The organism is Novosphingobium oxfordense, assembly GCF_044029435.1.
Classification (GTDB): Bacteria; Pseudomonadota; Alphaproteobacteria; order Sphingomonadales; family Sphingomonadaceae; genus Novosphingobium.
In genome coordinates, this window is sequence record NZ_CP147008.1 from 2,314,683 (window position 1) to 2,327,722 (window position 13,040).

7 protein-coding genes are annotated in these 13,040 nt (G+C 65.9%); 2 read left to right on the forward strand and 5 right to left on the reverse strand.

Annotated features, from left to right (window positions below):
• Positions 1–4: 4 nt before the first annotated feature.
• The 3 genes from WBP07_RS32565 to WBP07_RS32575 all read right to left on the reverse strand — a co-directional run bounded on the left by WBP07_RS32565 (position 5) and on the right by WBP07_RS32575 (position 6,961).
• Positions 5–4,711: a MupA/Atu3671 family FMN-dependent luciferase-like monooxygenase gene (locus WBP07_RS32565; RefSeq protein ID WP_395397393.1), complete on the reverse strand. Its 4,707-nt coding sequence runs from the start codon at positions 4,709–4,711 to the stop codon at positions 5–7.
• Positions 4,712–4,922: 211 nt separating this feature from the next.
• Positions 4,923–6,092 carry a glycosyltransferase family 2 protein gene (locus tag WBP07_RS32570; RefSeq protein WP_395397394.1) on the reverse strand — a complete coding sequence of 390 codons (1,170 nt, stop codon included), beginning with the start codon at positions 6,090–6,092 and terminating at the stop codon, positions 4,923–4,925.
• On the reverse strand, positions 6,089–6,961 hold the full coding sequence (locus WBP07_RS32575) for a 2OG-Fe(II) oxygenase (RefSeq protein ID WP_395397395.1): 873 nt from the start codon (positions 6,959–6,961) through the stop codon (positions 6,089–6,091). Before WBP07_RS32575 ends, WBP07_RS32570 begins: the two co-directional genes overlap by 4 nt.
• A gap of 310 nt (positions 6,962–7,271) precedes the next feature.
• On the opposite strand from WBP07_RS32575, the gene WBP07_RS32580 reads away from it, so the two are divergent.
• Together WBP07_RS32580 and WBP07_RS32585 are read left to right on the forward strand one after the other, a co-directional pair.
• On the forward strand, positions 7,272–8,489 hold the full coding sequence (locus WBP07_RS32580) for a glycosyltransferase family 4 protein (RefSeq protein WP_395397396.1): 1,218 nt from the start codon (positions 7,272–7,274) through the stop codon (positions 8,487–8,489).
• Positions 8,489–9,889, forward strand: a complete 1,401-nt coding sequence (locus WBP07_RS32585) for an oligosaccharide flippase family protein (protein WP_395397397.1) — start codon at positions 8,489–8,491, stop codon at positions 9,887–9,889. Before WBP07_RS32580 ends, WBP07_RS32585 begins: the two co-directional genes overlap by 1 nt.
• Positions 9,890–10,116: 227 nt before the next feature.
• On the opposite strand, the gene WBP07_RS32590 is transcribed toward WBP07_RS32585, so the two are convergent.
• Positions 10,117–11,706, reverse strand: coding sequence for an O-antigen ligase family protein (locus WBP07_RS32590; protein ID WP_395397399.1), 1,590 nt, complete (start codon positions 11,704–11,706; stop codon positions 10,117–10,119).
• Between the two features lie 73 nt (positions 11,707–11,779).
• Positions 11,780–12,679: a WecB/TagA/CpsF family glycosyltransferase gene (locus WBP07_RS32595; RefSeq protein ID WP_395397400.1), complete on the reverse strand. Its 900-nt coding sequence runs from the start codon at positions 12,677–12,679 to the stop codon at positions 11,780–11,782.
• Positions 12,680–13,040: the final 361 nt, after the last annotated feature.

The window sequence follows — 13,040 nt, forward strand, 5'->3', positions numbered from 1 at the left end:
GATGTCAGAATCCCGTCCCGATTGGCGTACCCACGCGCGTTCCCGCCCGCGCCGTGCCGCGCCGCATCAGCGCGTTGCGGCGGGCCTGGGCACGCTCGTTGATTTCACGCAGGGCAGAAGAGTCGCTCTCGTCGGCCTGAAGATGGGCCCCCAGTGCGGCGATGGTCGGAAACCGGAACACGTCGGTCAGCGCAAGCGGACGTGGTGCGATCCCGGCAAGGCGGCGATGCGCCTGGATGGCCAGCAGCGAATGGCCGCCGATGTCGAAGAAGTTCTCGTTCCGGCCGACATGCGGCAATTTCAGAAGGTCGCACCAGACGGCGGTGATCTGCGCCTCGATCTCGTTGGCGGGGGCGGAGTCGGCCGTCTCCACACGCTCTGCGACCGTGGGGGCGCTGGCGGGATCGGGCAACGCGTTGCGGTCGATCTTGCCATTGGGCGTGCGCGGCAGCGCGGCCAGTACCACCAGCTGCCCTGGCACCATGAATTCGGGCAGGCCGGCACGCAGATGTTCCCGCAGGCCATCCACGTCGATCTGCGTTTCGCGGGGGGACAGGTAGGCGATCAGCCGCGTTGCCGCGCCTTCGCGCCGGGCCACCACCACGGCCTCCGCCACGGCGGAATGCGCGGTCAGCGCGGCCTCGATCTCTCCCAGTTCGATGCGATAGCCGCGGATCTTCACCTGGTGATCCAGTCGGCCCAGGAATTCCAGCGTGCCGTCGGCCCGCTGCCGGGCAAGGTCTCCCGTTCGGTAGGCGCGCTGTCCGGCAAGGAAGGGGTGCGACACGAAGCGCTCTGCGGTCAGGTCGGACCGGGCATGGTACCCACGCACCACCCCGGCCCCGCCGATGACCAGTTCGCCGGGAGTTCCCGGCCGGACCGGTTGCTGCCGGCGATCGAGAATATAGATCTGCTGGTTGTCGAGCGGGCGGCCCAGCGGCGGTACCGCCTCGCCCGGCTCCAGCACATGGACGGCGGACCACACGGTGGTCTCGGTCGGCCCATACATGTTCATGACCCGGCCGTGGACCAACCCGCCCATGTCCTGCGCCAGCTGCGGCGGGAACGCCTCTCCGCCCACCATCAGGCGGCGCAGGGCGGCAAGCGCCGGCCTCGCATCGGGATCGCCCGCCAGCACTTGCAGCAGCGAAGGCGTGCACTGGAGGTGGGTGACGCCATGACGGCGCATCAGTTCAGGCAGCGGCGCATCGTTCGCGCTCTGCGCGTTCTGCACGCGGGCACGCAGCCGGTCGAGCACCGGCAGGTGGCGGATCACCGTATCGGTGGCCACGCCGAAATCGATCAGGCAGCCCACTTCGTCCACGCCGATGGCCGAAAGCCGGGCGATGAGGTCCAGATTGTCTTCCGGCGTACCGAACAACCCGCTGGTTTCGAAGTAGCGATCGAACGCATGTTCCAGCAGCGCGTCGGTTTCCTCGGCGCTCAGGGTGTCGAGGCTGATCGCCTCCACCTCGCCGTCCGGGCGCTTGAAGGCGGGGAACGACCACGCATACTGGTGCAGCAGGTTGGTCGCCGTGCGCAGGTATTCCAGCAAGGGCTCGCGCACGATGGCGCGCACCGTCGCTTCATCCTCGCCCAGGAAGGTGTGGAGCATCAGCGTGGCATGCCCCTCTCCCGGATGTCCGGCCTCGCGCCAGGCCTGGCGATAGGCGGAAAGCTTTTCGGAAACTTCCTCGATGGACTGGCCCAGCAGGTGCGTCAGGACATTGGCGCCGACGCGGCCCGCCTCGATGAAGGTCGCCACATTGCCGGCCGAGGTGATCCACACCGGCAATTCAGGCTGGATCGGGCGCGGATAAGTGCGCACTTCCACGTCGTGGCCCAGCGGACCGGGATAGGACCGCGCCTCTCCCCGCCACAGGCCGCGCACATCGTCCATGCAGCGGCGCAAGGTGCCTGCCTTGTCGGCAAAGGCGCCCGGATTGAACACGAAGTCGTCCGGCTGCCAGCCCGATGCGAAGGCGATGCCTACGCGCCCTTGCGAAAGGTTGTCGACCAGCGCCCATTCCTCGGCAATGCGCAAGGGATGGTGCAGGGTGCCGACCACGCTGCCCGCGCGGATCTTCACGCGAGAGGTGCTGGCGGCGATGGCAGCCGCGGCGACCGAGGGGTTGGGATAAGGCCCGCCGAACGCGTGGAAGTGACGCTCCGGCGTCCAGACCGCCTCGAAGCCGTGCGTATCGGCGAAGCGGGCACCTTCCAGCAGCAACTGATACTGCTCGGCCGCGCTACCCGCGCTGGAACTGGCGAAGTAGAACAGGCTGAAACCCACCTGCCGCGCCGCCGCTGCGGGCTGCACGTTTCCGCGCACTTCCCGCTCGTTGGCGATGACGACATGATAGCCGTGCATCAGCGGCCAGAGCAGTTCCAGCACCGAGATATCGAAGCTGAGGCTGGTGACGGCAAGCCATGTGCCCTCATGCTCCAGCTTCGCATCCATGCCGGCGAAGAAGTTGAGCAGATTGCGATGCTCCACCATCACGCCCTTGGGCAATCCGGTCGAACCCGAAGTGTAGATCATGTAGGCAAGGTCTTCGCCCGATGCCCTTGGCTCGATGGGATCGGCGGAGAACGTGGACAGGCTTTCGCGCAGCGTTTCGATGCGAAGGATTTCGGCGTCACCGCTCTGAAGATCGCCCGCCAGCGCCGCCTCGCTGAGGATCAGCCACATCCCCGAATCCGCGACCATGTGCGCAAGCCGGTCACGGGGGTAGGAGGGATCGAGCGGCACATAGCCGCCGCCCGCCTTGTGGATGCCGATCAGGCAGGCCAGCATTTCGACCGAGCGGGAAAGGTGCAGGCCGACGATGACCTCCGGCCCCACGCCCCGCGCGACAAGGGCGCGGGCGATCCGGTTGGAAAGCGCGTCCAGCTCGCCATACGTGAGCGCGGCGCCGGAAGCCGTCACCGCCACGCGATCGGGCGTAAGCGCGGCCTGGGCCACGAAACGCTCTTGCCACGTCGCGGCGGAGGGCGCCGGCGCGCCGGTGGCGTTCCAGTCTCCGATCACGCGCCCTTGCTCCGCCTCAGTCAGTAGCGGAACGCGGCCGATGAGCAGTTCGGGCTCCGCAGCGATGGCGGCGCACATCGCCTCGAACCCGCGCTGCAGATCTTCCGCTTCGTCGGGCAGGAAGCGAGTGGCATCGAAAGTCCAGCGCCATGCGCCCTGCGCCGCGCAGATTGCGATGCCCAGCACGCAGCCCGCACCGGGAGTCGTATCTCCCAGCCGGTCCACCAGGCGCACGCTGACAGGGTGGGCGAACCCGGCCCCGCCGCGCAATTCCGGGCTACGGGCGATCAGGTCGCGCGCCACCGCGACATGGCGGTGAAGGTCGGCGATTTCGCGCTCCAGCGCCGCCGTCAGTACCGAAAGCGGCGCGGCGAAATCGATCCTGGTCTTCAGCGGCACTTCATCGGCGAACCAGGCGGCCACGTCCTCCAGCCGGGACCGGGCCACTTCGTCGCCATAGCCGATCTCCACGCTCTCCCGGTCCGCAACGCGGGCAAGGCAGGCCAGCATCATGGCCAGCGTATCGATACCGCCTGCTCCGTTGGGAAGCGGCAGGTCGATGGTGCTCCAGACCGGGCCGCCCTCGTCCGAAGGCGGGCGGAACATCGGCAACTGCAAGCTTTCGCGCTGCTGGAGGCGGCGGCGCCACCAGCCCTCGAACCGGCCGGCGGCTGCGTCCAGCATGTCCAGGCTGCCACGCCGTTCAGCGCACAGCGTGGTGAAGGCCGGGATCGCGAAAGCATCGATCGCTTCCACGGCGCCGCCATCGATCGTCGCCAGTCCCTCGATCCGGATATCGCGATCGCCGGTCGCGACAACCGGCCTGTCGCCGCCTTGCAGGACCGTTCCGGGGGCCGCGCCGGAGCAGCTTTCGAGTACGCTCACGCCCTTGACCAGAAGCAGTCGCCCGCCAGCCAGCGCCTTGGGCGCGCCCATCGGGTTGGCATAGCCGCCAAAGTCCAGCGCGCCGACCAGTCTGGCGATATCGACAGCGGGCTGCGTCCAGTCGATCGTCGCGGCGCCGGCGGGGCGGTCTGCCCGGCCGAACATGCGCAAGGGCGCCTGCACTTGCGGCACCGCCGCCGCAACCGCGCCGTCCAGATCGGCGACCAGCGCGGAGAAACTGCGCAAGCCCGCCTCGAAGCAGCGGGTGTTGAGTGAAAGCGCGGTTTCGCCCTCTGCAATGGCAATCCGCTCGGCAGCGAGCACCGCACCGCGATCGACTTCGCGCGTCATCAGGTGCCATGTCACGCCATGTTCGCGCGCATCGTCAAGCAGCGCCCAGACCGGCGTGTTCAGGCCCGCGCGATCGGGCAGCGGACCATCGTGGAAATTCACGGCGCCGCGCGACGCCAGCGCCAGCACGTCTGCGGAAAGGACGGAAAGGTTGGAAATGCTGAACAGCCAGTCGACCGGACCCACCCCTGCCGCAAGAAGTTCACGCTGGCCGGCGAACAGCGGGATCCGCCCCCGTCGCGCCCAGTCCGCCGCAGGTGAAACCGGCAGGGCAAGAACCGCGACGATTTCGTGGCCGTTCTGCCGCAGCAGATCGCCACATTCCGCCAAGAGCGTCTCATTGCCTACAAGTATCGTGCGTTTCGATGGCGATCTGTTCATGCCATGATTGAAGCCTGAAAGTTCACCAAGCGGATCGATAGTCACGTCAGCAGTCCCACCCATGGACTTCCTCCTTGCCCGATGAGCCTATCCGCTCCGGCAGGTTGCGGCCATTTCATCAACTCGGTCCGGAATTTCATGGTGGTGGTACCCGCAGGCAGAATTGGCGCGGGAATTAGTCGGGAAATTCTTCAGGACCGAAAAGTCATCGTCGGGAACGGTACGATTGCCGCCTCAAGCTGCGGCCGGACCGGCATGCTTGAAGCCTTCCGGTTCAAGGCCCCCGTTCCGTCCTGATCCAGTTGCGCTCACGCCGGGTAACGAACTGCAGCAGCAGGGGCAGCTTCCACAGCACGTAACCGGGAATTCGCCCGATACTGGCCAGCGGAAGCATCGCGCGGCCGTGCCGCCACCACGCGGCGCCAAGGCAAAGCGCCAGTGCCAGCCCCGTGGCCAGCAGCGCCAGCGTCGGCCCCTCAAGACCCACGATCAGCGCTAGCGCGGCCGTCACCGCCAGAAGCAGGACGATCAGCAGAACCGTCGGCGGCACCAGCAGGTCCAGCGCGACGAACAGCAAGCGTGGGCGACCGGCGATCCCCGCCCCGATGAGCCGTGGCACGAAGCGCTGCGCGCTCTGGAGCATGCCGTGCTCCCACCGCCGACGCTGGCCGGCCGTGCCGCGCGCCGAACTGGCCGCGCTGACGAACCCGGCGGCAGGTTCGAAGCGAACCGCCTGCCCGGCCAGCAGCAGGTCCATGCCCATGTCCAGATCCTCCACCAGCGAGGCGGCGGACCACCGCATCCTTGCGAAGACGGCGCGGGGAAAGGCCATGCCCGATCCCTGCAGCAGCGCCGCGCCGGCCAGCCAGTCCAACGCCAGCTGGCGGACAAGGTTCTTCACGAGAAAGGCAAAGCAGGACACGCGCACGACCGCGTCGGCATCCGCAGGAGGCTCCATCAAATAGGCTCCCTGCACCACGGCCTGCTTCCGCTCTGTCGCGGCGGCCAGCGCGGAAATGGCACCCGGTTTCGGCAGGCAATCGGCGTCGATCACGATCACGACGGCGAATGCGGCTTCGGCGCGCTGCCTTTCGATGAAGGCCCGGCCGTACTCCAGAGCATAGCCCTTGCCGCGCAGCGTGCTGTCCGATCGTTCGATCACGGTCGCACCCAGCGAACGGGCGATCGCGGCGGTATCGTCGGTGCAATTGTCCGCCACCACCACAAGCTCGTCCCCGGCCCGCAACTGCGCGAGCACGCTGGATACGGCCAGGGCGATCCCCTGCGCCTCGTCATGGGCGGGCATCAGCACGATGCAGGGGGATGCAGGCTCATCGGCGGGCACAGGCAGGGAGCGGCAAGCGCCAACGGCACATTCGATCGCCAGCACTAGCGCGGGCAGCGCCATGCACAGGGCCATCGTCCATGCCAGCGCGGCGATCATTCCGCTGCCTGGGCGTCTTGGGCGGGGTCGTTCGAAGGCAAGGGTGGCTCGCGGCGGCGCCAGCGCTGGATCGCGGGCGGGATCCAGTCCGACTTGAGGTTCTCCAGCCACACGCGCCAGTCCATCCGGTCTGCCGTGCCGGGACGCGCGCGAAAGTCGGTGTTCCGCTCAAAGGCAGGAATTTCCATCTTGGACGCGGTGTAATAGTAAGTCGCGATGGACCGCCGCGATCGGCCGTCCGGGCAGGCAAGCGGCTCGGGGTGGCCATGGAACGTATCGCGATCGGTGCTGAAGATCACCGCGCGGCCGAATTCGGGCAGAACCGAATGCTGCACCCGCTTCATTCCGCGATCCCACAGTTCCAGCGCGCCGCCATAGTCCGGCGTCCAGTCCTCGTTGAGATAGATCAGCAGGTTCAGCCGGCGCTCCACTTTCATGCCGCCGTGGAAGGGAAAGTCGGCATGGATGCCGAGATGCCCTCCCCTGCGTGTCTCATGAAGGCCCGCGCCCAGGTGGTAGGGATCGGCGATCAGCCCGCGAATGCCGGTCAGCGCCGAAAGGAATCCCAGGAATGCGCGCGAATTGAGTTCGGCAAACAGCATGCGCGTGGCCGGGCCGTCGCACTGGTCGGGGCGGAACTGGAACTTCAGCTGTTCCTGCGCGCGGTTGAAATAGTCATGCCCGGTGCTGTCGGGAAACTCGGCCGCCACGCGGCGCAGAAGATTGCCGTCGATGAAATCATCGAACACGGCATGCGGAAACGGGTGATTGCCGCGGTAATCGGCCGCCATCGCGGTACCTGCGACCTTGCAGGCATCGTGATCGAAGCAGTGGTAACCGCCCAGATCCCTCATCTCCAGAAACGCCATAGTCCCGCAGCCTTCCTGCCTTCGCCCCGCGCGCGGAGCAGGTTCACCGGCTTGCTGCCGGCCCTTTCAGGATAGATCGTGCAAGGGGGCGCGCGGCAGGCGTGAAACTCCCTTGGAAGTTCTCATGATCGTTCCGCTCCATAGATTTTACGCAGGGATCGGGAGAGAGTGGCGCGTGCGCATCGAACGGAGCCACATCCGCCCCGCAGGGGCAGCAGGCATGAAAACTCCTTGGAAGTTCTCATAATTGACGGTGTTCGTGCCGGTTCAATACATCCGTGTTGCGTCGATCCATGGAGGACTGCCGACCGTGCATATCGGACTTTGCTCGCCTCACTGGCCGCCGGCGAAAGGCGCCAATGGCATCGTCAGCTATGTCTCCGCGATACGCGATCACTTTCTTGCCGAAGGGCACCGCGTATCGATCATATCGGGCAATCACCTCTATCCGGACGACAGCGCCCCGGTCGCCCTGCCCGCGCCATCCCCCGCAGCCCGGCTGCGCAGGAACGTGCGGTGGCGGATCGACCGCCTGCTGGGCCGCCAACCCGGCGCGCTGCCGGACGTGGGGCGCGAGTTGGCCCGCGACATCGCCGCCGCGCACCGCATCCGTCCGCTGGACATCGTCGAGATGGAGGATAGCTTCGGCTGGTCCAGCATCGTCCAGCAAAAGACCGGCGTGCCCGTCGTCACCCGCCTGCACGGCCCTTATTTCCTGAAGCCGCTGGACGATACCGACCCGGCCCAACTTCGCGCCAACCGAGAGCGTTGCAATGCCGAAGCCCATGCGGTGCGCGCAGCGCGCATGGTCACCGCCCCGAACGGTGCCGTACTGAGCGCGACTTGCGTCGAGAGCCGGCGCGATCCGGCAAAGCCGTCCATCGTCATCGCCAATCCGATCCGCATCGATCCCGCACGGCCGCAATGGCAGATCGATACGTGCGAACCTGACCATATCCTGGCAGTCGGCCGGTTCGAACACATCAAGGGGCCCGATACCCTGTTCGCCGCCTTCGAACGATTGCTGGAAACGCGTCCAACGGCACGGCTGACATTCGTGGGACCGGATATCGGCATCGCAACCGGAACGGGCGAAACCATCGGCTTCGAAGCCTATGTCCATGCCAACCTCTCGCCGCGCACGCGTGAGCGGATCGACTATCGCGGGCAGCTCAGGCCGGAGGAAATTGCCCCGCTGCGCCTCAAGGCCAACGTCACCGTGATTTCCTCCCGCTGCGAGGTGTTCCCCTATGCCCTGCTCGAAGGCATGGCCGCAGGCTCGCCGATGATCTCCACCGACTGGCCGGGCAGCGAGGACATCATCATCCACGGCGAAACCGGCCTGCTGACCCCGGTCGCCCAGCCCGAGGCGCTGGCCCAGGCCATCGAACGGCTGCTGGCCGATCCCCAGGAAACCGCACGCATGGCCAGCGCCGGGCACGACCGCTGCGCAACGGCCTTTTCGGTGGAAGTGGTCGGCAACCAATTGCTCGATTGCTATGCGGCCACGCTGCGGGCTGCCGTCTGATGATCAGCGGAGAGACCGCCGCCCCCGCGATCGAACAGCAACCCGCGCCCCCGCGCAAGGGACCGTTCGAGGGCTTGTTCAAGCTGATGCTGCGCGACACGAACATCGTGGTCGCATCGGTCATCGCCAACAACCTGTTGCGCGCGATCAGCAGCATGATCCTCACCCGGCTGCTGGTCCCGGAAGTGTTCGGCATCTCGGGCGTGATCGCCTCCGTCCAGTTCACCATCACGCTGGTTACCGACGTCGGCTTCCAGGCCTTCATCGTCCGGCATAAGGAAGGTGACAACCCGCGCTTCCTGGATGCGGTATGGACGATCGCGGTCGTCCGTTCGCTGTTTCTGGCGGCGGTGCTGGCCGCCTCTTCCGGCGCGCTCGCCCATCTGCTGGGCAAGCCGGAACTGACGCCGCTAATCGCCGTGTCCAGCCTGACGTTCGTGATCGACGCGACAACATCGCTCAGCCTGATCTGCGCGCTGCGGCGACGGCTGATCCTGCGGCTTTCGAGCGTGGAAATCATCGCGCAGGTCACGCAGATCATCGTCAGTTCGGCGGCAGCGTGGGAATGGCGCAATTACTGGGCGATCCTCTGCGGCATCCTGGCTAGCGGCGTGGTGAAATCCGTGTTGAGCTACGCGATGTTCCCGGATTCGGTGCGCCGGCTGCACGTGGACATGAAGATCGTGCGCGAACTGTCTTCGTTCGCCCGCTACATCACCGGATCGAGCATCATCTTCATGCTGATTTCGCAGTGCGACAAGCTGGCCTTCGCCCGGATCATGCCGCTCGATCATTTCGGCTTCTACGTTCTGGCCGGCAATCTGGCGGGCGCCCCGCTCGCATTCGCCACCGCCTTCGCGGACCGGGTGCTGTTTCCGGCCTATGCGCAGCTCTTTCATCAGGATCATCCTGATTTGCGGAGGGAGTACTACGCGCGTCGGCGCCTGCCTTCGCTGCTGTACAGCTTTGCCGTCGGCGGCATCATCGGCTCCGCATGGCTGATCGTCGGGCTGCTGTACGACCATCGCTATGCCACGGCCGCGCTCTACCTCCAGATCCTCTCGATCTCGACACTGTTCTCGCTGGCATCCAGCGCCGCGAACGAGACGCTGACCGCCACGGGCCGCGTCAGCGCGACCTTCCAGGCCAGCGTTGCCAAGATGATCTGGCTCTTGCTTGCCGGAACCAGCGGATATTTCCTGTACGGCCAGATCGGACTGGTCGTGGCGGTGGGCCTGATGGAACTGCCGGCAATGGGCTTCAAGTGGGTCCGCATGCATCATGCCGGCCTGCTCGACCTGAAGCAGGAACTGCTGTTCGTGGCGGTTGGCCCGGTCGGCATCCTGCTCGGGCTGGCCGCGACGAGGCTGGCCGAACTGGTACTCGGGCGAAGCTTCTAAGGAAGCGTCCGAGAAGCCGCCCCCAAGCGCCGATTTCGCAGCGCTATCCATCGAACACCGCACCGTCGATCCCGGGATCTCCCGCCTTAAGTGCGCGTCTGCCCACGAGCAGTCCCAGGCACCCGCGACAAATCAAGCTTTGCCGAGCAACGGGTTGACCGGAAACGAAGTGCCCCGCCACTGGCGGGGCACACGGCAGGCACCGACGATGGAAATGGACTTGCCCGTTACTCTCCGGCCGCCCAGGCCAGTTTCGGTGCCTGCGGCAGTGTCGCAAGAGGCGGTGCTGACGGCAACGACGGCAAGGAAGGCATGGCGGGCGCCACCGCCGGAACGCGCGCGGCAGTAAACAGTGCGGCCGCGAAACCGAACACACCGAACAGCAGGATGGCCGGCCGGTCGCCGAACGATGTGAAGAACAGCATCTCCGCCTGCATGACCAGGCAACCGAACGCGAACGCGGCACTGTCCAGGGCCGATGGGTCGGTCAGCCGGCGGCGCATCCGCCACAGTCGCCGCATCGTGTTGCCGAACAGGCAGAAGAACACGCTAAGCCCCGTCGCTCCCGAGACCAGTGCGATCCAGAGATAGGTATTGACGAGATCGATGATGCCTTCCCCCTGCCGCATGTCGGCAAGTCGCCATTCCAGCTCAGGGGTCGAAAAGCCGATGATCGGGCTGTGCCAGAATTCTTCCTGGCCGCGCGTGAACAGCCTGCGGCGATAGTCGCTGGTTTCCTTGGAACCGCCCGAAAGACCCAGGGAATCCTGCAAGGTGACCGAACTGTGCGCGACGGCAAATACAAGTGCGACGCTGCAGCCGATCATCACCACTTTGGTCAACAGTGCCCTGTAGCGCTTGCGGAATAGCTCGGTCGCGGCAAGCGAAAGGAAGAACCCGATCCAGGCCCCGCGCGATTGCGGCACGCTCAGGCCGATGAAGTTCACCACCAGCAGGGCCATGTGATGAAGGTTCGACCGGAAATCGCGGCGCAGCAGCAGCATCGCAGTCAGACACATCGCCAGTACCATCGCCACAGAAGTGGCTTCCAGGAACGGGCCGCCGGGGCGCAGAAGTCCCCCGCGCGTGTGGATCAACAGGTTGATCGGGACGCCATAGAGATCGTACAACTGGTTGTAGATCGGCCAGACCCGCACCGTCTCGAAGATCAGTTCGGTGGAGAGAGCCATGCCCCCGCAGGCAAACCAGCGCATCGCGGTGCGCAGTTCGTCCATGCTGCGCACGCCGCGACTGAGGATGTAATAGGGCAGTCCCAGACTCAACGCGATGTTGATGCCGTTCCGGAAATAGTTGGTCACCGCCGTATCGCGGGACCAGGCGAAGCAGAACACCATCAGCATCGCCGCGACCCAACCGTCGCACGCCAGCGGCACGGATCGGCGGCCCGAACTTCGCCAGATCGCGAACGCCGCCCCTAGCCCGAGTGCCTTGAGCACGCCCAACTCGAAAAGTCGCAGTGACCCGATGGTGACCGCGATGTCCAGCGGCGGCAGCAGAAGGAGGGTGAACAGATAGACGCCGACCAGCCGTTCGCGGCGTCCCGCCAGCAGCGGCACCCAGAAGCCCATCACGATGTAGAGCAGCCAGATATTGGGCAGCGACCAGGCGATCAGGGGCATCGCGACGACGGCGAAAAGCGCACGCCCCTCCATATCGCGCCGATATTCCGCCTTCAGGCAGGAGAGGAACAGCAGTACGCCCGCGGAACTGACGACCGCGGCGTAAGCTGCCGGACGGATGACGAAATAGGCCGCGGCGATGGCCAGCAGACCGATCAGTGCTGCGCCGCGGTTCATGGGCGGTGCGCCGATGCCGATTGGTGCAGCCGGAGGCGGAAATGGCCGGGTACGGCGCCCTCGGGATGGCCGGTCATATCAGCGATGCGCCTCCCTGCGCCGCTTTTACGGGTGAGGCATTGCGGCGCCAGGTCCGATGTATCCGGAATATCTGCGGTCCTTCGATCAGGTAGCGCTGCCAAAGCCGCTGCGGATCGGAACAGAGCCGATAGAGCCATTCAAGCGCCATTTGCTGGACAACCAGGGGGGCGCGGCGCTGTTCGCCGGTCAGGAAATCAAGGCTGGCGCCGACGCAGAAGCCAACCCCGCAGGCGCCGCGCGCCTTGGCGACGCGGCGTGCGACGATCTCCTGATTGGGAGAACCGACCGCCAGGAAGCTGTAGCGCGCCTTGGCGTCGACCAGGAACCGTACCGCCCGCGCCAGCTCGCGCGGGTCGCGAACGAAGCCCATCGGCGGATTGTAGTGGCGAACGTCTGTCAGGCCGTAGCGCCGCCTGATTTCCTCTACCTTGGCGCTGCTGCCGCCCAGGATGGCGATCGGCCCTTCGTTCGCAATGCCCCGATCGAACAGGGCGGCGGTCAGGTCGCTGCCGGGAACCACGGGAAGGTCTCGCCCTACCGTGCGGGCCAGTCGCGCCAGGATGCGGCTGTCGCACAGCGTCATCCAGGCCCCGCGATAGGCCGGCCAGAGATCGGAGCGACGATACTGCAGGCGGACGACATGGTCGACATTCGGCGTCACCACATAGGTGAAGCGTTCCGACGGCGACCTGCCCCGCACCGCATCGAGCACGGCCTCCATACCGATCGGCGTAAAGGCGAGTTCGAGGAATTCCACCGAATCCCCCGTCCCTCCGGCCTTATCGAAGCCGGCCTGATCGGTATCCCTCGCAAGGGCGGCGGCTATCGCGGAGTTGATCCCCGGATGGGCCGCCAAGGCCTGCGCGTCGAAGTCATGCTGGGTCCTGTACATGGGCGTACATCACCTCCCGCGCGCAGTATGACGCGTGGGCGCCCGCCGATCTGCTCACGCAACTGCGCTCCGCATCGCGCCTACAGGAAATTCCCATGGAAAATTGATACGGAATATTCGGACCGGGATCTTATGGAATTCCTGCTCGGTGCCATGCCCGTGGCCCGTTCGTCACAAGACCTGCCCCCCGGTTCTTGCGATTTCTCCGAGGGGGGAAGACTGCACCCCAATCGTACGATTTCGCGGCTTTTCCCAAACCGTTAAGGTTTAACCCATGATCCGGAAGGCCTTGCCCGCAAGTCTTGGAGAAGCCCCGGACAAGGAGGATACAGTGCCTTTCGCCAGCGATCCCAACAGAACT

Coding starts and splice junctions, on each gene's coding strand:
- WBP07_RS32570 (WP_395397394.1), bottom strand. CDS start 6,092: ATGATCGCCGCGCTGGCATGGACGATGGCCCTGTGCATGGCGCTGCCC.
- WBP07_RS32565 (WP_395397393.1), bottom strand. CDS start 4,711: ATGGGTGGGACTGCTGACGTGACTATCGATCCGCTTGGTGAACTTTCA.
- WBP07_RS32585 (WP_395397397.1), top strand. CDS start 8,489: ATGATCAGCGGAGAGACCGCCGCCCCCGCGATCGAACAGCAACCCGCG.
- WBP07_RS32590 (WP_395397399.1), bottom strand. CDS start 11,706: ATGAACCGCGGCGCAGCACTGATCGGTCTGCTGGCCATCGCCGCGGCC.
- WBP07_RS32575 (WP_395397395.1), bottom strand. CDS start 6,961: ATGGCGTTTCTGGAGATGAGGGATCTGGGCGGTTACCACTGCTTCGAT.
- WBP07_RS32595 (WP_395397400.1), bottom strand. CDS start 12,679: ATGTACAGGACCCAGCATGACTTCGACGCGCAGGCCTTGGCGGCCCAT.